Annotated in this window: 14 protein-coding genes; 5 read left to right on the forward strand and 9 right to left on the reverse strand. The window is 52.4% G+C overall.

The features are described from left to right. Positions 1-186: 186 nt before the first annotated feature. The gene (locus tag QEH53_RS06280) at positions 187-1,761 is read left to right on the forward strand and encodes a methyl-accepting chemotaxis protein (RefSeq protein WP_309022296.1); all 1,575 of its coding nucleotides are present in this window, start codon (positions 187-189) and stop codon (positions 1,759-1,761) included. Between the two features lie 590 nt (positions 1,762-2,351). On the opposite strand, the gene QEH53_RS06285 is transcribed toward QEH53_RS06280, so the two are convergent. Both QEH53_RS06285 and QEH53_RS06290 read right to left on the reverse strand, forming a co-directional pair. Continuing rightward, positions 2,352-2,693 carry a hypothetical protein gene (locus QEH53_RS06285; RefSeq protein ID WP_309022297.1) on the reverse strand — a complete coding sequence of 114 codons (342 nt, stop codon included), beginning with the start codon at positions 2,691-2,693 and terminating at the stop codon, positions 2,352-2,354. A 147-nt stretch (positions 2,694-2,840) separates the two neighbouring features. Then, entirely contained in the window at positions 2,841-3,272 is a 432-nt protein-coding gene (locus QEH53_RS06290) for a hypothetical protein (RefSeq protein ID WP_309022298.1), read from the reverse strand. Between the two features lie 472 nt (positions 3,273-3,744). Here QEH53_RS06290 and thrS point away from each other — a divergent pair, with 472 nt between their 5' ends. After that, on the forward strand, positions 3,745-5,577 hold the full coding sequence (thrS, locus tag QEH53_RS06295; protein ID WP_309022299.1) for a threonine--tRNA ligase: 1,833 nt from the start codon (positions 3,745-3,747) through the stop codon (positions 5,575-5,577). A gap of 88 nt (positions 5,578-5,665) precedes the next feature. On the opposite strand, the gene QEH53_RS06300 is transcribed toward thrS, so the two are convergent. Beyond that, positions 5,666-9,523 (reverse strand): beta-propeller fold lactonase family protein, encoded by a 3,858-nt coding sequence (locus tag QEH53_RS06300; RefSeq protein ID WP_309022300.1) that lies wholly within the window; start codon positions 9,521-9,523, stop codon positions 5,666-5,668. 192 nt (positions 9,524-9,715) lie between these two features. On the opposite strand from QEH53_RS06300, the gene QEH53_RS06305 reads away from it, so the two are divergent. Further along, the gene (locus QEH53_RS06305) at positions 9,716-11,320 is read left to right on the forward strand and encodes an adenylosuccinate synthetase (RefSeq protein WP_309022301.1); all 1,605 of its coding nucleotides are present in this window, start codon (positions 9,716-9,718) and stop codon (positions 11,318-11,320) included. Positions 11,321-11,384: 64 nt separating this feature from the next. On the opposite strand, the gene QEH53_RS06310 is transcribed toward QEH53_RS06305, so the two are convergent. The 5 genes from QEH53_RS06310 to QEH53_RS06330 all read right to left on the reverse strand — a co-directional run bounded on the left by QEH53_RS06310 (position 11,385) and on the right by QEH53_RS06330 (position 17,211). Continuing rightward, entirely contained in the window at positions 11,385-12,695 is a 1,311-nt protein-coding gene (locus tag QEH53_RS06310; RefSeq protein WP_309022302.1) for an alginate lyase family protein, read from the reverse strand. A gap of 25 nt (positions 12,696-12,720) precedes the next feature. Further along, positions 12,721-13,626, reverse strand: coding sequence for a 2-dehydropantoate 2-reductase (locus QEH53_RS06315; RefSeq protein ID WP_309022303.1), 906 nt, complete (start codon positions 13,624-13,626; stop codon positions 12,721-12,723). 661 nt (positions 13,627-14,287) lie between these two features. After that, the gene (locus tag QEH53_RS06320; RefSeq protein WP_309022304.1) at positions 14,288-15,172 is read right to left on the reverse strand and encodes a YegS/Rv2252/BmrU family lipid kinase; all 885 of its coding nucleotides are present in this window, start codon (positions 15,170-15,172) and stop codon (positions 14,288-14,290) included. A 43-nt stretch (positions 15,173-15,215) separates the two neighbouring features. After that, positions 15,216-16,364 carry a glycosyltransferase family 1 protein gene (locus QEH53_RS06325; protein ID WP_309022305.1) on the reverse strand — a complete coding sequence of 383 codons (1,149 nt, stop codon included), beginning with the start codon at positions 16,362-16,364 and terminating at the stop codon, positions 15,216-15,218. 43 nt (positions 16,365-16,407) lie between these two features. Then, positions 16,408-17,211, reverse strand: coding sequence for an FKBP-type peptidyl-prolyl cis-trans isomerase (locus QEH53_RS06330; protein ID WP_309022306.1), 804 nt, complete (start codon positions 17,209-17,211; stop codon positions 16,408-16,410). A gap of 129 nt (positions 17,212-17,340) precedes the next feature. Here QEH53_RS06330 and QEH53_RS06335 point away from each other — a divergent pair, with 129 nt between their 5' ends. Next, on the forward strand, positions 17,341-19,251 hold the full coding sequence (locus tag QEH53_RS06335) for an LOG family protein (protein WP_309022307.1): 1,911 nt from the start codon (positions 17,341-17,343) through the stop codon (positions 19,249-19,251). Positions 19,252-19,328: 77 nt separating this feature from the next. On the opposite strand, the gene QEH53_RS06340 is transcribed toward QEH53_RS06335, so the two are convergent. Beyond that, complete coding sequence (locus QEH53_RS06340) at positions 19,329-22,985, reverse strand: bifunctional proline dehydrogenase/L-glutamate gamma-semialdehyde dehydrogenase (protein WP_309022308.1); 3,657 nt, start codon at positions 22,983-22,985, stop codon at positions 19,329-19,331. 249 nt (positions 22,986-23,234) lie between these two features. On the opposite strand from QEH53_RS06340, the gene purD reads away from it, so the two are divergent. Further along, positions 23,235-24,527 (forward strand): phosphoribosylamine--glycine ligase, encoded by a 1,293-nt coding sequence (gene purD, locus QEH53_RS06345; protein ID WP_309022309.1) that lies wholly within the window; start codon positions 23,235-23,237, stop codon positions 24,525-24,527. The last annotated feature ends 66 nt before the right edge of the window (positions 24,528-24,593 follow it).

Raw genomic sequence — 24,593 nt, forward strand, 5'->3', positions numbered from 1 at the left:
AACTACTTCATTTGGTAGGCGTATCCAAAAAGGTATTATTATTATTATATGCTGAACGATTACCTGAGGCATCCACCCCAACCGATAGTACGATAAATAAAATTAGGCAGAATTCTCCAGTAAACTTCGGTAAAATGTATTTCAGAACCTAAACTGCAGGTAGGTCATTACCGTTAACCGGAGCGAATGAATTCCTCAACACTTTCCTCCATGAGGTCGCAGACTATAGTCGCTGCCTCAATTGCGTTTCTAATCGTAGCGATTTGCGGCGTCGCGATATTCATAAATCTGAACAAGCTTCTCGAAAACCAGAAGTGGGTCGCTCACACGATGAATGTGACTTCAACGCTTCGCAATCTCGGACAATCGCTCGTCGATATGGAGACCGGACTTCGAGGCTACGCGGTTGGGGGTCAGGAAAATTTCCTTGAGCCTTACCATGCAGGAAAATCGAATTTCTCCGAGCAATTCGACAAAGTCTACACGCTCGTATCTGACAACCCAAAACAACTCATGCGCTTGGACGGACTTGAGCAAGCACACGAAGAGTGGTCCAAAAACCAGGCGGCCAGAACGATACTCGAGCGGAAGGCTCTCAACGCGGGGTCGTTGTCACACGAGGAATTTGAAGCAAAGTTTAACCAAGCCGAAGGCAAGGTCACAATGGACAAGATGAGGAGGCTTCTGAGCGAGGCGATCGAAGAGGAAAACGCTCTCATGAAGCCCAGACTCGCTTCCTATGAGCAAACGGTCTCCACCACAAAATTTTGGTCATCGTGGGGACTGCTGGCAGCCATTCTGGTTGGTGGAGGAACATTTGCATTCGTCACGCAACGTACCAGCAGAACCTTGAGTTCAATCGCTACTGCCATCGATTTAGGATCGAACCAGATTACCTCAGCAGCTCAACAAGTCGGCGAATCCAGCCAAGCTCTAGCCGAGGGATCCAGCGAGCAAGCGTCCTCTCTCGAGGAAACTAACGCCGCAATGTCCGAACTGGAGAGCAAAGCGAAGAAGAATTCTGAGCACACTAATACAGCTATCAAGCTATCAGCTGAGGCGAGAAAAAACACAGCGGAAGGCGAGAAGTCCGTACAGGTGATGGCGAATGCCATGACTGAGATTCACACCTCCGCTACGGAAGTCGCGCGTATCGTAAGCACCATCGAAGATATCGCCTTCCAAACAAATATTCTCGCTCTCAATGCCGCAGTCGAAGCAGCTCGAGCAGGTGAAGCTGGTTCAGGCTTCGCTGTAGTTGCAGATGAGGTACGCAATCTTGCTCAGCGCAGTGCAGAGGCCGCCAAACAAACCTCTCAGCAGATCGAAAATTCTATCGCTCGCACGGAACGCGGTGTTTCCATCTCCAAGGAACTAAGCGAAAACCTAAGCAGAACTCTGAGATCATTTTCTGATGTCGACGCCATTATCAACGAAATTGCTCGAGCAAGTGATGAACAAAAGGAAAACGTAACTCAGATAAACCAGAGTCTGGTGCAAATCGACGAAGTTTCCCAGCAAGCAGCTTCTCAATCTGAAGAAAACGCTAGCGCCGCAGAGGAGCTCACCGCCCAGTCTGGATCGCTCCAAGAACAAATTGCGTCGCTGATGCAACTCGCAGGGATGACAAGCGACGGAATGAAAAAGGGAGCTCGTTCGCAAACGACGCGCAGTCGTTCGAACGAATTCGAGATCAATCGCACCTCGCGAAAGCAGTCGAAAGAGTACGTTGGCTCAAGCGACACGGACTTCTTCAACTGATCGGAAAAGTCCGAATAACGTGACATTCCCAGATTTTTTTGGCAGTGCGATCTGTTGACTTCTGGAGATTTCGTTGCTGAAGAGCTCTGGCAAGTTGAGCGCGGGTACTATACGGCTCCGCTCAGCGATTCTCTTGATGGACTGCATTTCTTTGCTAAACTGCTTCTCTCTGCGTTAGCGCGTAGACCGCACCCGCGATTCTGGAGACACATCTAGGACGATAGGCCTAGGCCCTTGACGCGCCTCGTTCTTGCCAGGGAGGGCCTGTGAAGGGAAGCACCGTTAAGCCACCAGAGATGGCCGTACTCGTATTGAGGTCTAGTCGAAGCCTCACTCCATTCGTTGGATACGATTCGCTCGCTTTTCCAAGTCCCTTAGTTTAAAGCTAGCAAATCAGATGCGAGCAGCTTCCAACGCTGTGTAGTTCAACCACTGGTAGTTATCGACTGTCTTTCCATCCTCAAACCCTTCGCGAATGACCCATTCCGTTTGATCGATTCCAATAGGTTCAAATAATTACTTCCTGCTAGACTCATGCCACTCGCTTCCTCGAGAACATGAAAGAGCAGGCGGCAAGCCGCATCGTTATGCTACCAACGACTTTCTACAGGATATTCGAGATCCTCTTCGGTGCCGAATTTCCTTTCGCTTTCTGAGGCTTGCAGAGTAAGAAGCCCGAAGCGGCGTTCTTCGCATCCAGTTGTCATGGAAAGATGGTGACGCAACAGAAGGCTCTGCTTCGAGGGCACATTGCTCCACTCCTCCAGAAAGTCAGCCGTCTTTTGATCGATACTCTCTATAAAACCGCGCTCTATTGCTATACCAATAAGGATAGATACATAGCTGTTGGCCGCTGAGTCCGATGGTCCTTTCGTGTCTCTATCGAAATCGTTCCAATAAGTTTCCGCCAGGATCTTTCTTTTGTATAGCACAACAAAGGCATCGCTTTCGTTTGAGCCAGCATAGGCCGGTTAAGGGCCAGCTGGCAGCAAGCAATATCGCTCCATACCGAAAAAGGGGCCTATCGCATTTCGGCATATCAAATCGATTAATGCCATTCAGCAGCGTTACAGCTTGTATCAGGATTTCGATGACTTTCGTTCTTTGAGTTTTTCTCGAAGCTCCTTCTTTAGATCCGCTCGAACTTGCTTGAATGATTCCATTTCTGCAGGACTCAGGACATCAGATAGTTGACGATCAGCCTCATCGCCAACAGCATCCAATTTGGGTTTAATTTTACGAAGGATCTTGAACTTCTTTCGCTTGGAAAGATCTGGAGTTAGGCCGCTTTCCTCTAGGATCGCCTTTTTTCTCGCGGCCGCATCTTGAAAAATCGCTAACACCTTCTGCTTCTGCTTTTCGCTCAGGTCCAGCGAATCGATGGTTTGCTTGATCGGAGTCTCACTATCTTGGATGTCGCGCTCCGGACCTGCCCTCAACGTACTAAGGACCGCGATAAGGATAAGGCAGGCAGTTAATAGACGAAGATTGCGTTCTAGAATATGAACCATGCCTACACCGATTGCAGAACTGGCACCAATAGGCCACCAAGTCTTAACTACCTTTCTATCAGATAATTGCATGACTAATTACACCTCTACCTTCGTAAACGAGCCTGCAAGTTGGGGAATACTGCGAAGTCCGGCGACGCAAATCTGGGAATAGTCCCAATAGCAGCAAACGACTCGTATGCCTTCCCACTTCAAGGATGATGAACACTTACTCATTGGTCTAAGGAACTCCTACAGTTTTTTTAGAGACGCAAATATGAAGTCGACCCCTTCCGATCAAACCTCTCAAAATCTCGCCCCAACTCGCCGTCCACGCCAAAGATTCGACCAAATAACGTTGAAATCCCCTCGAACAGACTCCTCTAATCCGCCCCGCAAACCTTAAAAATTCCAACGAATTTGTTTCAACTGCACTGCTTTTCGTGAACATTCGTGCCCTTCCTGGGCCAAAACACACATCTCCATTTCCCTCATGAAAGAACAAATGACTCCACTTGAAGAGATCCGACATTCCTCGTCGCACGTTCTCGCCACTGCAGTACTTCGCCTCTTCCCGGATGCGAAGCTCGATATCGGACCTCCAACCGAAACCGGGTTCTACTACGATTTCGACTTGGATCACAAGTTCACCGCCGACGACCTCGAAAAAATCGAGGAGGAGATGAAGAAGGTCATCAAGGAAAACCAGCGCTTCGAGCGTTTCGAAGTTTCTCGCGAAGAGGCCCGCAATATGATCAAGGAAATCGGTCAAGAAACCTACAAGCTCGGCCGCCTTGGCGACATCCCAGAGGGCGAGCAAGTCTCTTTCTACCGCAACGGCGAATTCCTCGACCTTTGCGCCGGCTCGCACGTCAACTACACAAAGAAGATCAAGGCGTTCAAGCTGCTCTCCATCGCCGGCGCCTATCACCGGGGGGACGAGAAAAATAAGCAGCTCCAACGCATTTACGGCACCGCTTTCGCTTCAAAGGAAGAACTCAATACTTACCTCGAGCAGCTCGAAGAATCCCGCAAGCGCGACCACCGTCGCGTGGGCAAGGAAATGGGCCTCTTCCACATTGACGAAGCCGTCGGCCAAGGCCTCATCCTCTGGAAGCCCAAAGGAGCCATCATCCGCCAGGAGCTGCAAGACTTCATCTCCGAGCAACTCCTCAAGCAGGAGTACACCCAAGTCTTCACTCCGCACATCGGTAAACTCGGCCTCTACAAGACCTCCGGCCACTTCCCGTATTATCAGGAGTCCCAATTCCCGCCGCTCATCGAGCGCGACTCGCTCCAGGACTTGGCCAACGATAACGCCACTTGCTCGACATTGACCAACCACCTCGAGACCGGCGACATCGAAGGCTACCTCCTCAAGCCGATGAACTGCCCGATGCATATCAAGATCTACGATTCGGAGCCGCACTCCTATCGCGATCTTCCCGTGCGCCTCGCCGAGTTCGGCACCGTCTACCGCTGGGAGCAATCCGGCGAGCTGAACGGCATGACCCGCGTTCGCGGCTTCACTCAAGACGACGCCCACATTTTCTGTACTGAAGAGCAGCTACAGGGTGAAATCCAAGGCTGCCTCGATCTCGTCAAGATCGTCCTCAGCTCCCTAGGCATGGAAGACTACAAGGTCCGCGTTTCACTGCGTGATCCGAATTCCGACAAATACGTCGGCGACCCAGAGAATTGGGACAAGGCCGAGAACGCTCTACGCGAAGCCGTCAAGACTCTCGAAGTGCCCTACGTCGAAGTGGAAGGAGAAGCCGCTTTCTATGGCCCGAAGATCGACTTCGTGGTCAGCGACGTCATCGGACGCGAATGGCAGCTTGGCACCGTCCAAGTTGACTACAACCTTCCCGTTCGCTTCGACATCAGCTACACCGGATCTGACAACAAGCCGCACCGGCCCGTCATGGTGCACCGCGCCCCCTTCGGATCCATGGAACGCTTCTGCGGTCTGCTCATCGAGCATTTTGGCGGAGACTTCCCCACCTGGCTCGCCCCCGAGCAAGTTCGCGTCCTTCCGATTTCCGACAAGGTGGCAGACTACGCCAAGAGCCTAGTCGACCAGCTCAAGGCCAACGGGGTCCGCACCACCGGCGATTTCAACTCTGAAAAGCTCGGAGCCAAGATCCGCAACGCCGAACTCGACAAGGTGCCAAACGTGCTGATCGTAGGCGAGCGCGAAGCCGAAGAAGGCAAAGTCTCAGTGCGGAGCCGCTTCCACGACGGCAAGCCCACTATGCTCTTCGAGGAGTTCGAAACCGAAGTCCTGCAGCTGATTAACAATCGCACCCTACAGATAAAGAAGTAGGAGCTAGCCCAGTCGCGAAACTCGCCCAATTTCACAAGAGCCGCCTCTTTTCGAGGTGGCTCTTTTCGTATCCATCTGTTTGCGACAGCTATCGAGCGTCATAGACTTCTAGGGCAGCCGTACCCAAGTCTCCGCTGGCACTTCTCAGCACCGCCACATACCTTCCACTTCCGAGCATACGCAAGAGTCGTACTTCTATCCCACCCGTCGAAGAGAGTACGAGCGCTCCGGTCTTCCCCATCGCATTATCGAGAGAGATAGTAGTCTCATTCTGGGCAGTCATCCAATCTTCATTGCTGGCTAGCAGAGCTAAAGCACCCGTACCCGATAGTTCGAAAAGCTCCACCTTCAGGTTCGCAGCACGTTCCGAATCATAGCCTGCATTGATACTACTTCCAACTCCTTGCAGGAGAATCGGCAATTCGATCTCTCCCTCGATTTCAAAGCCGATTACAATAACAGATTCCGGAGACAGCAGTTGCCCCATCGCTCGAGCTCCTCTCGGATACGCAGAACCCCCGTCCATCGATTGAGCAGCGTAGGCGATATGGTCGCTATTGAAATTCAGACCAACTCCCCCAGCTGCTTCATTAAATTTGTAGTAGCTATTCCAATCCGTCGACTGCGCTTCTCCCAGCAACTCAAGCTCTCCAGCGTCCGAATCCAGTCTGTAACGAGAAACCGGATACCGGCTTCCAAAATTCATCACTCCAAAACGTCCGCCTGAAGCCTCCCGCTGCAAAACAACTTCGCCATCGCCCGCCAGAGGAATCTTTGCTTCGAAGACTTTCGTATCTGCGGCTGCTTCCAGATATAAAGCCACGCTTGTCATATTGGCTGACGGGATCAGATCTGAGGTCGTCTTCACTTCGTCCGATTCGCCGATCGCATCGTAGGAGACGAGGGCATATTCGACCTGTTTTCCCCTTGGAGCGTCTCTGTCGAAGTAGGTAGTCGTGCCGGCAGGCAAGTCCGCTACTGCAAAAACGCGATCCGAACCGAGCACCGAACGCCGGAGCCGGAAGCCTGATTCATCGTCGGACAGGTCGAGCCACTGCAAATCAACGCCCAACGGTTTTTCCGTGACCCGCACCCACTCCGGCTCGATTACATCCGATTCTAACGGCGGATCTTGGGTGATGCTGAGAGCCTTGTCGTTCACAAGGATGTCTGCGGTACGCATATCAGAAGTATCATTTGGCACTACAGAGAAGCCGATCGAACCGTCGCCTGTACCTGCGATCGAATTCGTTAGAGTGATCCACGAAGCGGATACACTGGCATCCCAATCGATATTTGCATCAACCGAGACAACTCCAGCCCCGCCTTCTCGGGCAAAGCGCTTTTTCAACGAACTCAGGTTCAGCGTAGGCACCTTGCCCGCTTGTTTGATAAGATGCGTGCTGTCGTTGATAATGAGCTCTGTTTCACGCGCTTCGAAACTATCGTTTTCATCGATGGCTAAAACCACCGAATCATTGTCGGATCCAGTCGCACCAGAAGTAATGGAAACCCAATCCGACTCTACACTAGCGGTCCAATCCATGTTCGATTCGATACCCACAACCTTAATGCCACCGTCAGCGCCAACTTGTGTTTCAGTCGAGCTAATTGCGAAAAACGGAGGTGATCCTTCCTGTATGACGGTGTGCTCCAGGCCACCGACTATGATTGTACCAATCCGCTCGTTTTGCGATTTGTTCATAAGCGATCGGTAATTTACGCCTTGGTTTCCGCTTCCCTCACCCTTCGCCGGGCTAGTGACAACCAGCCAAGGAGTTTGAGAGATCGCTTCCCAATCCTTCGAGGACATCACGCCAATCGACAAACTCGTATTCGCGTCCGCTGTGATGTTGCGCGAAACTGGAGTGATCGCCTCGACCGGGATTTCGCCAGTAATCGCTACGACCGAGTTCGTATAGTCAGAATCTCCTGACTCGTTGTAGGCTTGCACTCTGTACGCGTAAGTTGAAAGCGGATTGACCGAGCGATCAACAAATGTCGTCACATTCTTTTCAACCGTCGCCACGCTCGTCCATAAGTCTCCGGCTTGGTCTAAGCGACGTAGAATCCTGAAACCGTCCTCAACCGCTGAGCGGTCTGACCAGCGCAGCGAAACCTTGTTGTACGTTTGCTCGACTACGTTGAGGTTCACTGGCGAATTCGGTGAATCGGCGAATGACTCGATGACCGCATCGTTCGACCAAAGGGAAATATTTTCACCTTTTCTAGCTCTGACTCTGTATATATAAGTCGTCGAAGCCGAAAGCGAAGTGTCATCGTACTGTATTTGATCTTCCAACACAGTGACCAACCCAGTAAATTCTCCTCCTGGTTCTCTTCGTTGCACGTCGAAACTCGTTTCGTTGTCGCTTTCATCTTTCCACACCAACCGCGCGGACTTACTGGAAATGTCCAGAGCAGTAAGGTCACTCGGGGCATTCACGACCACGGGCGGCAATACAGTTAGGCTAACTTCTGGGCTCGTAAGGATGCCACCCGGATTACTCACCCGAATGCTGAACTTGCTCCCATCGTCGCTCAAACTTGCAGCGGGAATGGTGAGTACCGGCATTGTCTTTCCTGAAACCGGCGAACCGTTACGCAACCATTGGTAACTCAAGTCGACTCCTTGGGCTAAGGCGTAGAAGGCGACAGTCTGTCCTTCCTCGATTGTCTGGTCAACCGGCTGCACCACGAACTCAGGCGGGTCCACCAAGACCTCCCGGCGAAAGGTTAAAATCGAGTGAGTGCCAGAACCAGAGCCGAGATAGACGTGCTCCCCATCCGGACTCGTCCCGATGGAGATGGGGCCGTTCATGTCCCACGAATCTTCCGCTTCGGAAACGATACTCTGGTAATAAGTCAGCCCTCCAGTCGTGGCATTCCGCTCGAAAGAGGTAACCGAATCGCTGCTCACTGCCGCTATGTAAACGTAAGCTCCGTCGGAGCTAATCGATATCGCGTGAGGCCCATCGAGGTTAACGACTCCGCCAGTGTCGTCCAAGACGTTTGCAACATTCGCTATCGCACCAGTCTCTGTATCTCTCGATAGGATACTGAGCGCATCGTTATTGGCCGAGGCCACGTAAAGGAACTTTCCATCTGGGCTGAGAGCGAGGGCTCTCGGCGACTGCTTCTTAGACTCGCCCTCCAGGTAGGTTAGTCGACTCTGATAGGTGAGCAAGCCACTCGCGCTTTCTCGCGCGAAAACAATGATTTCGTTACTCCACAGAGCCACGTAGAGACTCTTTCCGTCAGGGCTCATGGCTAAGGCATGCGGACTGGACAACTCTTGTACACCTTGGTCACCTTCCTCGTAAACGCCTAGAAAGCTCGCCACTCCATTAACCGTGTTTCGGCTATAGACGCTCAGCTTGCTGTCGTCGTAGGCAGCCACATAAAGGTTCTTTCCATCCGGCGACATCACAATCGACCGCGGCCCATCCAATCCATCCACACCATTGTCGGCATCGTAGATTGCATCCACGAAACTGAGACTGCCCGAAGCCTTATCTCGGTCAAAGGTCGCCAGGCTGTTTGAAAACATGGAAACCGCATAGACAAACTCACCATCCGGACTCATCGCCAAGGAGCGCACTCCATCGAGGGCGTTTTCGCCAAAGTCGGCTTGAGTCACGAAATTTGAATACGTCAATTCCCCATTGGTCTGGTTGCGGGAGAAGTAGCTGATCGCGTCGTTCTTTAACGAGGCCACATAAACGTGCCCTCCATCCGAAGCCACGCGCACATCATAGGGAGACTCGATTCCATCCAAAACTCCTGCGGAGTAGAGATGCTGCTCGATAAACACCAGCTGCTTGATCACTTCAATGAGAGGTTCGTCATCCTCGTCATCGGAGTCTTGACCATCCACGGGAGTGCTCGCGATCAGTACCCATGCTAGGGCGATCGTAGAACGAAACCAAAGTGGGGAGCTAGGCAATTTTCGTCTCATCAAGTCGTGCGCGTATACGCAAAGCACCGTACATGCCCCACCCCCGTATTTAACATTTCATTTACCGCAAAAACATCGCAGGACGGGTCTTATCTCGCGCAAGACACCTATTCGCAGCCCCTTGAAAGCAGTACTAGCAGAACTTCGCTGTAAGTTTTGCTCGATCTCTCGCAACAAGCTGTGCATTTTCTCGCGGCTTTGGTCCTAACCGCCGAAGCAGACAAAGACATGGCCCTCACAGAGTACAAAAGCAAATTCATCGCCGACTGCGGCATCAGCATGGGAGACGAAGGCAAAGGACGCCTTATCTCCGAAATCGTCGAGGAACTTCGTGAAAAAACCGGCGTCGAAAATCCCGTGCAGGTCGTCCTCAAGGTCAACGGGGGTGCTAACTCCGGCCATACCGCGGGCGGGCTCAAGCTCAACCTCCTGCCCGCCGGCGTCGTCGACCAGTCTGTGGACACGCTTGCAATCGGAGCCGGCGTCGTTGCGGATCCTCGTAAGTTCATGTGGGAGCTGCTCCCAGTGGACCACAAAGGCTACCGCGTCACTGAACGCCTCGCTATTGACGAGCGCTGCATGGTTTCCGACGTTATCCACCGTCTGCTCGACCTCGCCTGGGAATGGTATCGCGTCAACATCATCAACGAAGAGCCACGCGGCAGCACGGGTCGAGGAATCACACCCGCCTACCTCGACGAGGTCGGCCAATTCCAAATCGTCTACTCCGACTTCCTCGCTGACCAAGAGCTCTACGCTAAAAAGGTGGCTCACCGCGCCGAGAGAGCATGCCGCATCATCCAGCACGTTTGCCAAGCTACTCCCGAAGCTTGGGACAGCTTCTTCGACACGCTTACACTCGGCGAAACCCGAGCCAACGAAGAAGCGATCAAACTGGGAATTTTCGACGAAAACGAGTTCGACTTCACCATCTTCAAAGGAGAGGAGCCGTTCACGCTCGATATCGAAAAGATCGTAGAGATCTATTGGGATACAGCTCAAAACCTAGCCGACAAGATCGTCGATGTTCGCGAGCTCGTCCGCGGAGCTCAAAGCGCCGACCGCTACGTCATCGGCGAATACGGCCAAGCCTACTGGCTCGACAAGCGGCAAGGCTTCTCGCCGAACGTATCCGCATCACATACCTACGCTCCCGAATTCTTTAACTCCGCTTGCCAGCCCGTTCAACCGTTACACGTGTTCGGCGTGGCCAAAGCTTACGACACCAAGGTCGGTACCCACGTTTTCATTACGCAAGAAGACCCTGAGCATCCCCTCTTCGTCCTCCTCCGCCGTCTCGAATTTGGCGTATCCACTGGACGCCAACGCATGGTCGGCTGGTACGACGCCGTAGAAAAAGGCGATACCCTTCGCTACGGAGGATTCGACGATCTGATGATCAACAAGATCGACGCCCTTACCCACTCCGGAGACTGGAAGGGCAATCTCAAGATTTGCATCGCCTACGAGGATACAGAGGGCAAGCGCTACTACCGTGTTCCACGCTCCGACGCGATTCGCAAAACGCTCAATCCTGTCTACCAAGAGTACGCAGGATGGGCTCAAGATATCTCCGAGTGCCGCAAGTTCGACGAGCTTCCCACTGAAGCCAAAGCCTACATCGCAGGCATGATGCGTGCCCTACTCGACTCGGCCTATCAGGGCGACGAGTGGCCAGCCGAACTGCCTAACCTTCGTTACGTGGGCGTCGGCCCGATGCCATCGCAAGTCATTCGAGACATCCCAGACATCCGCGAACTTCTCAAGCTCGACAAGCCGCTCTAGAAATCGTTCTCGAACTCTTTTTTAATAAAAACGCTGCTCAGCAAGAGCAGCGTTTTTCGTTAGTCTAATCCTGTTTCGTTGAAAAGATGAGACTCACGGGTCCGATGGATTGACTCGTGTTCTTATTGCGATCGCCCAAATCTCGAGCTTCCCTGAACAATCTTTCCTCAGGCCATTGACTGCTGGCAATCTCGAATAACCAAGAGTAGCTGTTCCTCCTCCTTTCCTGTTTCGGATTTGGTGACTCTCGCAGCTCGAGGATATATTCAGCATAGCGACGGTATGCTTCCTTAAGTCCGGCTTGATCCTCGGGACAATAATCCCAAACGTCTTCAATTCCATGACGTTCGGAAATCACCGCAACCAAGCTCATCGGCCATAGATGAAAAAACGAATAACCGACGGGAGGCTCGCGGCGGATTTTCTCTTCGTAAATCCGTCCACGCGTCTCTCCCTCATCCTCTATCGCTAATGCAATTACACTCTTGATACTGGAGGGATTTCGATATTCGCCGCCCTTCGAATCGTTCCAGGATCCGCCATTGATAACGTACTGGACCAGCTCCCGATCGCCAAGAGAGACGCCCGCCGCTGCTAGCCCCGCTAAACACCAACTAAGATGATTGTCCGAGCGATACCGAGTGTATGCCCGCGACGACTCATTGTGGTCCGCCCAGCGAGTCCAGGCATGAAAACTCGAGTTCACGGCTTCCGCCAAATCACGAATCCACCTGCGCACTCGTGCTTCATCCTTAAATTTGTGACCACCGTTCTTGAGTAACAAGTAGGCATCGCTGGCGTTGATCAGCCCGTAGGTTTGCCACATGGTATCCAAGGCGAAGTTCCAAGGTCGATGGCCACAGTAGCCGTCTTCGGTCATCCCATCGAACGAACCGCTTTTAAAATCTATGTTGAGGTCGTAAAGGTTGAGCAATTGGCCTTTATCTTCCCACGCCAATAAGTAGCGCTCTGCATTAACCGCGTACGGCTTGTATCCGCTAATCACGTACGCCAGAGCTAGGTCTCTCATCTTCGAGCTTTCCCTGTCCAATTTCCCCGTCAACTCGCTTAAGGTTCCTGACTTATCACTAGAGTCGCACCAGCCAAACCCAATTTGTGTGAAGTCATCCATGCGAAAAGGATCAGCAAAATCCTTTGCTGCGCTTTTGGCACGTCGCATGAGGTCCTTGATAGGTTTCCTCGTTCGCGGGTCGTCTGACCTATCAAATCCCGAAATGCGCTCCTGATCCGCTTTCGACAAAAAGAGCCCCACCATCTCGCGCCCTTCCGATGGATAAGCGTGACATGCGAAGGCTATCAAAACGAGCGGAACGCACGGCAACCGAATCCCTTTGGAAAGCTTAAACAAGAGCATAGACTATGCACATCCTTCGATTCGCCTACTTGCAAATGTTCTTCAACAGAGCGTACAGCATTTCTAGCTTGGGCATCTTCACGCCAGCCGCCTTTGCTTGCCGCAAGGGTTCACCCCAAATCGCTTCGACCTCCACTGGTCTTCCCTCGACGAAATCGATCATGCTCGAGGGTCGGTAATCGTCCATCGGACGAGTGATCTTAATTTGGTAGTCAGCGAATCCGTCGCCGAAATCGAACCCAAAATGTTTGGCCGCATCCATGATCTCGCGCATCAAAGCTCGGGCCTCCTCGCAAAGATGGGGGGATTTGACGATTACATTCGTCGTGACTCCTCCCGCAGCGATCGCCAAACCATTGAAAGGTACGTTCCATACGAGCTTCTTCCATTGAACCTCCCGTAAATTCGCTTCGCACCGCGTCTTGATTCCTGCCGCATTGAACGTATCCGCGATTTCCTGGGCTGCTCGAATGTCCCGTTCTTTACGCGGCCCTATGCTTATCGAGCCTGCCATGAAATTTTCCACGACGGCTGGAGAAATTCGGTTAAGGCAGACGAAGCAAAGACCACCAAGCACTTTGTTGGCTGGAAAGAGCTCGTCTAAAAGACGGTCATTTCCCAAACCGTTCTGCAAGGTTAAGAGCTTAGTTTCAGGCCCTACGAGCGGTGGCAACATTTGAGCGAGCCGCCCATTCCCAGTCGCCTTCACGGAAACGACCACCAGATCGCAAATTCCGATCTCCGTGGTGTCACCAAAAGCGGACACAGATTCCAGGTGAAACGAGTCGTCCTTTTTGACGACCTTGATTCCGTTTTCCTTAGCAACCTCCAGATCGCTGCGCATTAAGAAGGCTAGTTCGTGCCCGTTTCGCTGTAAATGGGCGCCATAGTAAAGTCCGATGGCTCCAGAGCCAACAATCGCGATTTTCATAATCTAGAGCAGCTCTAAAAGCGCACTTTCATCGAAGCAAGACTGGTCGCTAGTAATATCCCCGAATCGTTACGACAGGGTTAACTCCCAAGCTTCTTCACAAGATATTTCGCGATTCGCTATTTTTACTTTTGAATTAGTCAAACTAGGGAATACCCCCTGATCGAGGGATAGCAGAAAAGGCTCTTAGACGCCTCTAGAATGGCGCGCGACCGAGTTCAGATGTAACGATACCGAAACAGCCAGAAACGGCCTTTTGAGCTCATTTCCCAGTGCGATCGTATTCCAACCTATCTACAGCTATTAAGACAGCTACTCAAGAGTCCGCTTCAAACTGCCAATCAACGACTTACAATAGTGGTCGAGCTGCAAAGTAATATGCTCATCATTTGGCGCAAATTCGTCTCAATGCGCCAAACAGGTTTCACTGCCTTTTTCAGAGGAAAAATCGCCTTGGATTCGAATCGATCGGGACTCAACGAAAAAATTTGGCTTGTTCAATCTTGTTTGTAAAAAATGAATCAGTCCGATTCGCTAAACCCGCTCAGATCATGGTCCTGCAGCACTTGCTACCAAGTTATTAACAATGTATTTTCTTCCATGAAACGGCGAATTTTCCTAAAAAATCGCCCGATAATAGTCCCAGTCGGACGGCCGATTCCTAGCAAGTCATCGCCACAATACGAAGCGATTTTGGGCAAGCTTTTACGGTTAAATTTTTACCGCATTTGAAGATTTCTCCGTCCACGTGAAAAAAGCCACCGTCTTTCATCCGCAGCGTAAAACTCTCCGAGCAGATTGGCGTTACGCGCGGGCTGTGATAAAGTTTCTTGCGAAACATTCTCCAGATCAGGATGAAGAAACTGAGGAAATTAGGCTCTGAGATCGCTACCAAATTGAGCTTACCATCGGTCATCGAAGCGTCTGGAGCAATAAAGGCGTTACTCCCGTATTGGGAAGAATTCGCGACCGCCACGATATAGGCGCTCAAGGTCCGCGAACCGGAGCTGGTTTCGATATCACACTGCAAGGAGCGATAGCCGCGAAACGCCTTCCAACCTTCCTTCATGTAATTCAAAAGCCCACGCCCTTCCGTCTCGTTGAAACGGCGACCGACCTCGGCGTCGAAACCGATTCCCATAACGTTGAAAAACGGGCGCCCGTCCGCTTCGCCAGTGTCGACCTTTATAGCCGAACCGGTCGCAGCTAGCTTCAGAGCTCTCTCAAAGCCCAGCGGTATTCCGATGTGGCGAGCTAACCCGTTCCCAGAGCCCATCGGCACCAGGCCAAACTCGCAACTCGATCCCACGATAACACGTCCAATTTCGTTTATGGTGCCATCGCCGCCTACAGCAACAATTCGCTGCACTCCTTGGTCCAAGGCTAGTTTCGCTAATTCCGGGGCATGCCCCGCTCTATGCGTCGCCCACACCACTGCATCCAGATTTTCCGAGTCGACGAAATCCTGTACTCGAGCGATACGCTCCGCCCCCTTCAGCCGTTTGCCTGAGATTGGATTAACGATGAATGCCAGTTCCGTTGCCATCTGCACTAATCCTCAACACGCTTGCCCGCAAAAAAGCAACAACCTAGCCGCGATTACGTTCAACGAGCTCGTACAAGGAATGTTGAAAGCTCTCAACGACAGAATCCCAACTGATTCCTTCCGCAGTCTTGCGGGCCTCCAGCCGGATTTGATCCAGAGCTTCGTCCGACTCGGAGCAAAGCGATAGAGCCTTCGCCACAAAGTCCCCACCATCGCCGAAACGCGCCAAAACTCCGTTTTTCCCTGAACTGACGTATTCGCGTCCCGCCGCATAATCGTAGGTGCAGACGGCTAAGCCTGATGCCATCGCCTCTGTAACGACGTTGCCAAATGTCTCAGTCACGCTAGCGAAGAGAAAAATATCACCCGATGCATAGTGCTTCGCTAGATCCTCGCCTTTTTGCATGCCCGCGTAGTAAACATCTGGATACTTCCGTTTCAGGCGCTCGAGTTCGGGCCCACCACCCACCAGAATCAGCCGATCCTTTGGACGAACGTCCACGATTGAGCGGTAGGCTTGCATCACGAGATCGATATTCTTCTCCTTGGCGATCCGGCCCACGTAGACGATGGCTCTGCCTCCTTCGGGAATCTCCCACTTGTTCCTCAAAACGTCCTCGCGCTTCGTCGGCGAAAATAGCTGCGTGTCGACACCTCTCGAAAGAACCCCTGTATTAAAGTACCCTTCAGTCGTGAGAACCTCCGCCATTTGTTGTGTCGGCGCTAAGGTACAGCCGCAAAAGTTGTGGACCATGCGCAAGTAAGCAGACATTATCCGCTGGACTCCTCCTACGCTGTAGTGGTCGCTATACTGGTCGAAATTGGTGTGAAAGGTTGAGGAAACCGGGATGTCCAGAAGCTTAGCCGCGATCAAGGCGGCAACTCCCAAAGGACCTTCGGTAGCGATGTGTACTACATCGGGCCTCTTCTCTTTCCATATCCGATGCAGGCTGAAACCTGCAGGCTCGCCCATCCTCAGAGTCGAGTAACCGGGCAACGGAACTCCAGCTACAATGAACTCCTCAAATGCCTTTTCAGGTGAAGGAGCGTCTACCTCCTCATGTTCCTGGACCGGGCGCACCACAAGCAAATCCCAGCCTCGCTCCGCCAGCCCATCGCACAAGCGTCCTAAAGTCATGGATACACCATTGACCTCAGGAGGAAACGTTTCCGTTACCAAAGCGAGCCGCATACCAGCAAAAGAACAGTGAACCCCGACTCGCCCTTAGCAGAAGCTATTGCTCCTCGCTGAAACTGTCTGGAGCGCTCGGGAAAGTGATATCCTCTACAGGATCCGCGCCTTCCACCGAGTCAGTAGTCTCGTCTGGCAAGCCAACCTTGATTAGGTTCACCTCGAATACCAAAGTAGATGCGGGAGGTATTCCGGGCCGGCCTTCGTCGCCGTACCCTAAGTCGGAAGGCACGTACAGCTTGATCTTGCCACCTTCTCCGATGAGAGGAATCCCCTGAGTCCAAGCAGGAATCACTTCGTCAAGCTTGAAGGCGATAGGCAACTTTCCAGCCGAGGTGTCAAAAACCGTATTATCCAAAAAACGACCTTCGTAGTGGACCACTACCGTATCCGACTTGGTGGGACGAACATCGCTACCTGGGTCCTTGATTTCGTAGAACAACCCTGTACCGAGAGAGAGCATGTCCGGACGACCGAAAAGAGAGTCGAAAAATTCCTCTCCTTCCCGACGATTCGCTTCGAGCTGACGCTGCTGGATCGTCAATTCGCGCTCTGAGAAATATTCCTGCAGAGCAAGTTGAGATTGGCTCAAGTCCGTCGGAGCATCGTCCCCTGAAATATGGCTCATCATCCCAGCAGCGATCCAGTCAAGCTCCTGCGCTGAAATATCCAAATCTTTCAGCGTGAAACGTTCTGCGAGCAACCAACCCCAAGAACGCAAGAGCTCCTCTTCCGAGTAGTTCGGCTCGGCATCCTCGCCTTCAGGCATATCAATCATATCCGCGAGTTGGCCCCAAACGGGCACGGAAAGGGCACAAAAGGCTGCTGTCGCTAGAAACTTTTTCATAAGATATTAGTCATCAATACATTAATCCTCGCTCAATAGGCGAAGAGATCGGAGCTGAGCTTGCCAGTCGAAGGGATTTGACTTGGCTTGTAAATATCCAAAATCCCAAGCAACTCCAACCATCCCTCAATGAACGAAGAATCCTTCTGGATCAGCGATGACGGTCTCATCACTACCACTAAACAAGCTGCCGAAGCCAACCAAGTTGCGCTGACAATCACTTTTAAACTGCGTTCCCCCGAAGAGATCGCCTTCGTGGCCAAACGTCTCGACAGCATCCAATTCAGCGAACGCAGCTCCCTCGCGCGAATAGGCATCGAGATTTACACCCCCCGCCCACCTCGGCTGAATCGCGACCGACTTATACTGGATGGTACCGCCTTCGTGTACGATACGAACTTCCCTTGCGCCACGTACGCCGAAAAGCTCCTCCAACCTGCTACCGCAGCCGGTCGACTCTTCTACGCTCCAGAGAGCCAAAAGCTCACCTCCGACGAGATCTGGCAAGCGCTGCAGGAAAACCGTATAAAACTTCCAAATACAACTTCGATAGATCGCTTCGGACGCGTCTTCCTCACCCCGCACAAAGTACAATACACGCTTCCGCAGAACGTTACCGAGCTAGATCACATCCGTTTGGTCAAGGGTCTCATCCCTCGTACCTTTCTAGACAAAGTCCAAGAGCGCGAAGACCTATCCGTGGTCGCTATCGAGCCTCACTCCGGCCTCCTTACCAGCTGCTCGATGTATCTGAAAGAACACTACGTCGTACTCAATCGCGGCGAGGGCAATTTCGGACTACATTCCGGAGCGGTACTTCTTGATCCAATTAAAACGTTCGGATCGGGAATCATTCTCGAGATCTACAATCGCAGTGACCAGCCAGTCATAAACCCCGTCGTCTCTATCGAAGTATATCGAGCACCTCACTTCGACCGTGATCGACTCGCCGAGAAGCGCGACCAGCGCCTGGTCTTCTTTTCTAATCTCGATAAGATTTACCGGCAGCTCGATGCCAAGCCGAAGCAACAGTTCGACCGTCTCCGTACTACCACAGACATCTCGCTGCGCGGTCAAAGCGCCAAGACCGACAATCAAAGTATCCTGATTCGAGCGGCCAATTCCATTGCAGACGAGCTTAAGCGAGTTGCTCGCAATGGACATTTCGGATTCCGCACTGTCACTCAAGCCCTCAGAAAAGGCGATCAGGAAGCTGACACCCTCGTCCTCGACTATTTCCCTAGCCTGACAGAACACGTTGAGATTCTCGCCAATTTTAAAAGACTCGAAATTAAGAATATCGTATTCCGCAAGGCGACTCCACTGCAGGAGTTTTTCCTCACAAACGAGGCCCACTCCCATCTCGAGACCTACCATCAACTTGGCATGAACGTCTACTGGCTAACCTTAGACGATCTCTACGTGCACACTTACAAGCACGACCACGGCTTCTTCATTCGCGAAGAAGAAGTCGACCGCTTCCTGGCGTGCACCATTCTCGCATTCTACGGTTCGGCCTTACAGATGGACGCCGAAGAAGAAAAGAAGATCAGCGAGCTTGTGGTTCGCATGACTGACTTTTTCGGCAACAACGTCGGCATCCTCACAGGTGGCGGCGAAGGGGTCATGGGGCTTGCCAATGACGTCGCCCGCAAGCGCGGTTGCCTAACCGGAGCTGCCTTCCTAGAACTTGAAGCCCAGCCTCCAAAAGTCGGCGTTAACTTCTTTAACACATTCCAAGAGACCAACCGCCACAATCGCCAGAAATGGTTCCAAGTCGCTGACTTCTGTATCTTTAATATTGGAGGAGCCGGTACCATGGAGGAAATCGGAATCGAGCTTTGCAACATGAAACTCGGCATCCGCCCCCGCGTCCCGTATGTGTTTTATCACGACACGTTTTGGAAAAACTTGGAAAACCAATTCGCCCAGCTCGTGGCAGACGGCCGTATGCCAGTGTGGATGAAAGAGCAACTCCTCTTCTCAGGCGACCCCGAGGAAATTATCAGCTTCTACCGAAAAAGCCTGCAGATCTTGTAGTCGGCTACTTGGAGCTTGGCTCGCATAATTTTAGAAAGCGGGTGCGGGCTTAATCTCCGCACCACGAGATCTGTTGCCTACTCCTCGTCTTCCTCGCTGTCTTCATATCCATTGGTTCGATACACTTCCTCTGGCAATGCTCCCGGAGCGAGTACATCCGCTGCGTGCACATCGAGCTGGTGCTGTCCAAGGTTTCCGTAGCGGTGATAGCAATGCGTCACACACTGTTCTCGGAAATATAGTAGCAATTCCAAACGCGCATCGATCAAAGGCGGACTCGCCGCCACGTAGATGCCCCGCTTCGCAGCGGCTTCCCAAAGCTCGTCTGAAACAGGTTCCGGACTAGCGAAGCGAATACGTTCATATTCCAGCATCCTCGCGCAGAGTTCGCTCTGCTCCTCAACCACGAACTCCGCCAGCAGGTCCGGAGCATGCATTCTCAACCAATCTCGCAATTCCTCCGACACCTCTGGAGAGACGCTGATCGTCAGTTCCGTTTTTGAGACGTACGCATTGAATAACCTCGAGAAAATGCTGAAAGGAGAGTCTGAAGCTTCGACCCTCACCGCCATGTCATGAATCTTTAAATATCGGCTCTGGTTCGTCTCCCCTCGGATTTTGAAATAGTCCTCGATCTTGCTAAACACGTTTTCGTATTCGAAGAGCGAGCTTTCAAACGCAGCCCGCAGCCGTACTACATCAGTCTCCTCTATTTGCTCGGGGAAACTCTCGATCATGAAATCGAATCGCGTCAAAAGCGGATCGTTGGGACGGCGATCACGCGGCAATCCATTTTCCACCGCATCGCAAAATTCGAGCGGATAGTTCCAGCCCCCGACCTTCACTCCGGGACCAATGGCCGACTTAGCCATTCCGCCGAACGGCTGACGGAGTACGATCGCCCCTGTCGTTCCGCGATTAATATACAAGTTCCCGGCTCGGATCTCCTCGCGCCATTTCGCAATCTCTCTCTCATCCAAAGAATGGATACCAGAGGTCAAGCCGTAGTCTGTTTCGTTAACGAGACGGATGGCCTCATCGAGCGTTTCATAACGCATGACACCGATGACCGGACCAAACAATTCCTTTCGGTAGCAAAAGGACGACTGCGACACATTCCACAAGATTCCGGGTGTCACCATGTGAGGATCCGTTTCTGAAACCTCCGGCTGGAGCGCCCACTCTTCGTTCTCCCCGATCGTATCAATTGCTTTTTTGAGCGGTCCACCGACCGGATTAGCCAGCGGCCCAAACTTGCTTTTGAACTCCCAAGCATATCCCACCGGCAGGCTCTTAGCGGCATCCACCAAAGCCGCTTTAAACGATTTATCCTCAAAGAGGGAACGCTGCAGCAGCACCAGTGAAGTTGCGGAACACTTCTGGCCTGCATTTCCGTATGCCGACTGGATGACGTCCGCGATCGCCTTGTCACGATCGGCCATCGACGAAATTATCATCGCGTTCTTCCCGCCTGTCTCTGCATACAGCGGAAGCTGTGGACGTTTCTGCAGCATCTTCAGCGCGGTTCTCGTGCTACCGGTGAAAATCACGAAGGCTGTTTTCGGATGCGCTGCAAGGTGACTGGCTTCCGGATCGTTGCTGCACGGCAGGAACTGCAGGGCTTTGCGCGGAACTCCCGCCTTCCACAAGGCTTGGCAGATGATCCATCCGCAATAGGTGGCTTGTGGGGAAGGCTTGAGTATCGTGTTATTGCCCGCTGCTAGCGAAGCCAGGACCCCTCCGGCAGGTATCGCTATGGGGAAATTCCATGGCGGAATGACCACACCGACTCCCTTGCTTTCAAATTCCAAATTCGTCCGCTCAACAAAGCGCTGCATGGCGAAGGGGTAAAACTCCGCAAAGTCTATCGCCTCCGAAACCTCAGGATCCGTCTCGCTGAAGAGCTTCCCGACCTCGGCAGCGGCGACTCCTATCAAATCGCCGCGAGCATCCCGCAGCTCCTGAGCTGCAGCGCTCAAGGTCTCGTGTCGCTGGGCGAGTGTCATCTCAGCCCAGCCACTTTCGTCATTAGCCGCGATTTCCATCGCCCGATCAATATCTTCGATTCGGGCCAAGGCGTAGCGGGCAATCGGCAAATTCTTTTCGTACTGGGAGTGATCAATAATCCCTTCTGTATCCAAATTTTCGTACAAGAATTCTTCGCCAACTGAGATGGGAATCTCTTCGACCTTCCCATTCGGGACGGCTTTCCACTTCCCTCGAATCAATTCAGCCCAATCTCGACTAGCCGCTAAGGTCCAGTCCGTGTCCGGCTCTTCCTTGAAACGATCATTGCCGAAGGTGGTTTGCAAGGACGACCGTTTCTCGTCGAGCCTGTTCTGCGTCCTAAATGCTTCGCTCCTCAGCCGCTCGATCCGGCCGAATGAAAAGCGAAATTGGTTTGCCAAAAAGGCCCAATCTTCGTCGCCGGGTTCGAGATTGAAGCTATGAGTAAGAAAGTTCTGTGGACTGGTGTTCTCGTCGAGACGCCTAACGTAGTACGCGATAGCGTGCGTGAAGTGCTCCTTTGTGGCTACCGGAGCATAGAGCAAGATTGGTAGGTCGTCGTTTCGCAGAGCCTTGACCGTGGCATCGGCCATGCCTTCCAGCATTTCGAAGACCATGTGCTTCTCGGAACTCAAGTCCCGAGCGAGCAGGTGAGCGTGAGCAAGCTCGAACAAGTTGTGCGAAGCGATTCCCAGCTCCACGCAACGGGCGTTCTCAGGCTGCAGGGCGTAGCGAAGCATTCGCTTGTAATTCGCATCCGTATCCAGCTTTTCATGATAAGGAGCTTGCGGCCAGCCACGCATGGAAGATTCCGTTTGCTCCATATCCATATTCGCCCCCTTCACGATACGCAGTTTGATAGGGGCCCCTCCGCCGCCGACGCGGGCCTTAGCCCACTCCGTAAGCTTTCGATGCCAGTAATAGGAATCGGGCAAATAGGCTTGCAACACGATTCCCGCCCTCAGTCCTTTAAACTCCGGTTTGTCCAAGGTCTTTTGAAAAGCCTCTACCGTCAGCGCTAGATCCCGATACTCCTCCATATCGAGATTGATAAACTTGGCCTGCATCTCGCCTGACTCTCCTTCATGGCGGCACCTTTGAGCGCAGGCGAACAAGTCGCTCAAACGATCGACCAAAACCTCCACTGTCTCATCAAATGCGAGAGGAGTGATTTGCGAATAGATTGTCGAAATCTTGATCGAGAGATAGTTAACTGTATCCGACTCCAGCGCGTCCTTGTAAATTTGGATACGCTTGACCGCCTCGTCTTCTCCGAGAAGAGCCTCCCCGATGATGTTTACGTTAGAACCGATATTTTCCTTTTTTCGGCGGCTGACGTGTTTCGATAAAGCTTCCTCTTCCCCATCCAAAATGACTCCAGAGGTTTCCGATCGGATACGCCCCACGATAGCGGGTACGGAAACACTAGGAACCCGCTTTCCCACTTTGTTGAAAAGTTCAATCAAAAGCGATTCGAAGGAATCGAATAGGTCTACGTTTTTGTATTTACCGATCAAATACGCTATTTGGTCGGCGACTCGTTTCGAGTCCCTAGGGCGAAAGCTTTGGTCGATAAGCTCCGTAAGGAAAACCTTGTTGACCGGATTCCGCACCATCTTCGCAACCTTCTCGTCAAATTCGATCTGTCGTTTCGACTTCAGACGGTTGCTTTCTTTTTGCCAACGCTCAGCGAGCTCGACACTTCGAGTTATAATTCCTTCCTCCATATGATAGAGCACCTCCGACAATCAGCTATGTTCAAAAACCTGTTTCCGGGACATCTGACAGCGTAAGCCTACGCTCATCCCTCGAGCCTGTCTAATATAAGTGCAGATCCCCTATCTCATGCCCCCTCGACGGTTGAATCAAGTAGGAATCTGCAAAGTATCCCGAAAGCTAACTCTGCATTGGTTGAAGTAACTCAGCTCGATCCAAAACAATTGACATCCCCGCAGCCTTCCCAAACTCCCAAACCCATGTCTGAAAACTCTCCTCTCACTGCCCTCGTCGTTGGCTCCGGCGGCCGCGAACACACCCTCGCCGCCGCCTGCGTCAAAAGCCCCCTTGTCGGACGCACTATCGCCGCCCCAGGAAATCCAGGCATCGCTGCAGACTGCGACTGCTTCGACGTGGCGGCTGACGACATCGCAGGTCTGGTCGCACTCGCAAAAAAAGAGTTAGTGGACTTCGTAATCGTTGGTCCCGAAGTACCGCTCACTCTCGGACTCGTGGACGAGTTGCAGAACGAAAATATTCTCGCTTATGGGCCGAAGGCAGACGGTGGTCGCCTCGAAGGATCCAAAAACTACACCAAAGAAGTTCTCCTCAAGTATAAAATTCCAACCGGCGCTGCAGCCAGCTTCACTGAGTCGGCCGCCGCCATCGAATATCTCGAAACCGCCTCCATGCCCATTGTCATCAAAGCGGACGGACTCGCTGCCGGTAAAGGCGTCATCATCGCGCAAGATTTTGACGAAGCTTCCAAGACCGTGACTGACATGATCGATGGCGGAGCTTTCGGAGATGCCTCCAAGGAAGTGCTTATCGAAGAGTGTCTCTTCGGTGAGGAAACGTCCATCCACGTCATTGTCTCCGGCAAAGACTACGTCATCCTCCCAACGAGCCAAGACCACAAGCAAGCTTACGAAGGTGACGTCGGACCCAACACCGGCGGCATGGGAGCCTACTCGCCGGCCGATTTAATTAACGACGACCTGATGGCGGAAATCGAACGCGATATCGTCAAGCCGTCCGTCGAGGGCATCGCCGCAGAGGGCATCGACTTCCGCGGAACGCTCTTCATAGGGCTCATGATTACCAAGAGCGGGCCCAAGGTTCTAGAGTTCAATACCCGCTTCGGCGACCCGGAAACCCAAGTACTGCTCACGCGTCTCGAAACGGATCCCATCGAAATCATGCTGGCTGCAGCCAAGGGCAAACTCAGCTCCATCGACGTTAAAGTGAAGTCCGACTACGCTATGGTAGTCGTGTTAGCCAGCGGTGGTTACCCAGGCTCGTATCCGAAAGGCGAAGTCATCACCCTGCCTGATTCAGTGGGCGAAAACGAAATCGTCTTCCACGCTGGTACTAAGTTCGATGTGGATAATAACGTCGTTTCCAACGGCGGCCGCGTGCTCGGCGTCACCGCGCTCGGTCCCGACCTCAAGACCGCAGCCGATAAGGCTTACGCTCTCTGTGACAAGATTGATTTCCAGTCTAAGTACCTCCGTCGCGACATCGGCTTCAAGGAATTGAATCGCCAGAAATGAACCAACCTGCGGCGATAAAACCACACGCATTCTCCGCGAAGGCGGCCTCGTTATAGGTCGCCTTTT

This window comes from Pelagicoccus sp. SDUM812002 (assembly GCF_031127835.1).
Lineage (GTDB): Bacteria > Verrucomicrobiota > Verrucomicrobiia > Opitutales > Opitutaceae > Pelagicoccus.

Excerpts from the sequence above, each read along its gene's own strand:
- QEH53_RS06280 (WP_309022296.1), top strand. The coding sequence starts at position 187 with ATGAATTCCTCAACACTTTCCTCCATGAGGTCGCAGACTATAGTCGCT.
- QEH53_RS06290 (WP_309022298.1), bottom strand. The coding sequence starts at position 3,272 with ATGGTTCATATTCTAGAACGCAATCTTCGTCTATTAACTGCCTGCCTT.
- thrS (WP_309022299.1), top strand. The coding sequence starts at position 3,745 with ATGAAAGAACAAATGACTCCACTTGAAGAGATCCGACATTCCTCGTCG.
- QEH53_RS06310 (WP_309022302.1), bottom strand. The coding sequence starts at position 12,695 with ATGCTCTTGTTTAAGCTTTCCAAAGGGATTCGGTTGCCGTGCGTTCCG.
- QEH53_RS06315 (WP_309022303.1), bottom strand. The coding sequence starts at position 13,626 with ATGAAAATCGCGATTGTTGGCTCTGGAGCCATCGGACTTTACTATGGC.
- QEH53_RS06320 (WP_309022304.1), bottom strand. The coding sequence starts at position 15,172 with ATGGCAACGGAACTGGCATTCATCGTTAATCCAATCTCAGGCAAACGG.
- QEH53_RS06325 (WP_309022305.1), bottom strand. The coding sequence starts at position 16,364 with ATGCGGCTCGCTTTGGTAACGGAAACGTTTCCTCCTGAGGTCAATGGT.
- QEH53_RS06330 (WP_309022306.1), bottom strand. The coding sequence starts at position 17,211 with ATGAAAAAGTTTCTAGCGACAGCAGCCTTTTGTGCCCTTTCCGTGCCC.
- QEH53_RS06335 (WP_309022307.1), top strand. The coding sequence starts at position 17,341 with ATGAACGAAGAATCCTTCTGGATCAGCGATGACGGTCTCATCACTACC.
- QEH53_RS06340 (WP_309022308.1), bottom strand. The coding sequence starts at position 22,985 with ATGGAGGAAGGAATTATAACTCGAAGTGTCGAGCTCGCTGAGCGTTGG.
- purD (WP_309022309.1), top strand. The coding sequence starts at position 23,235 with ATGTCTGAAAACTCTCCTCTCACTGCCCTCGTCGTTGGCTCCGGCGGC.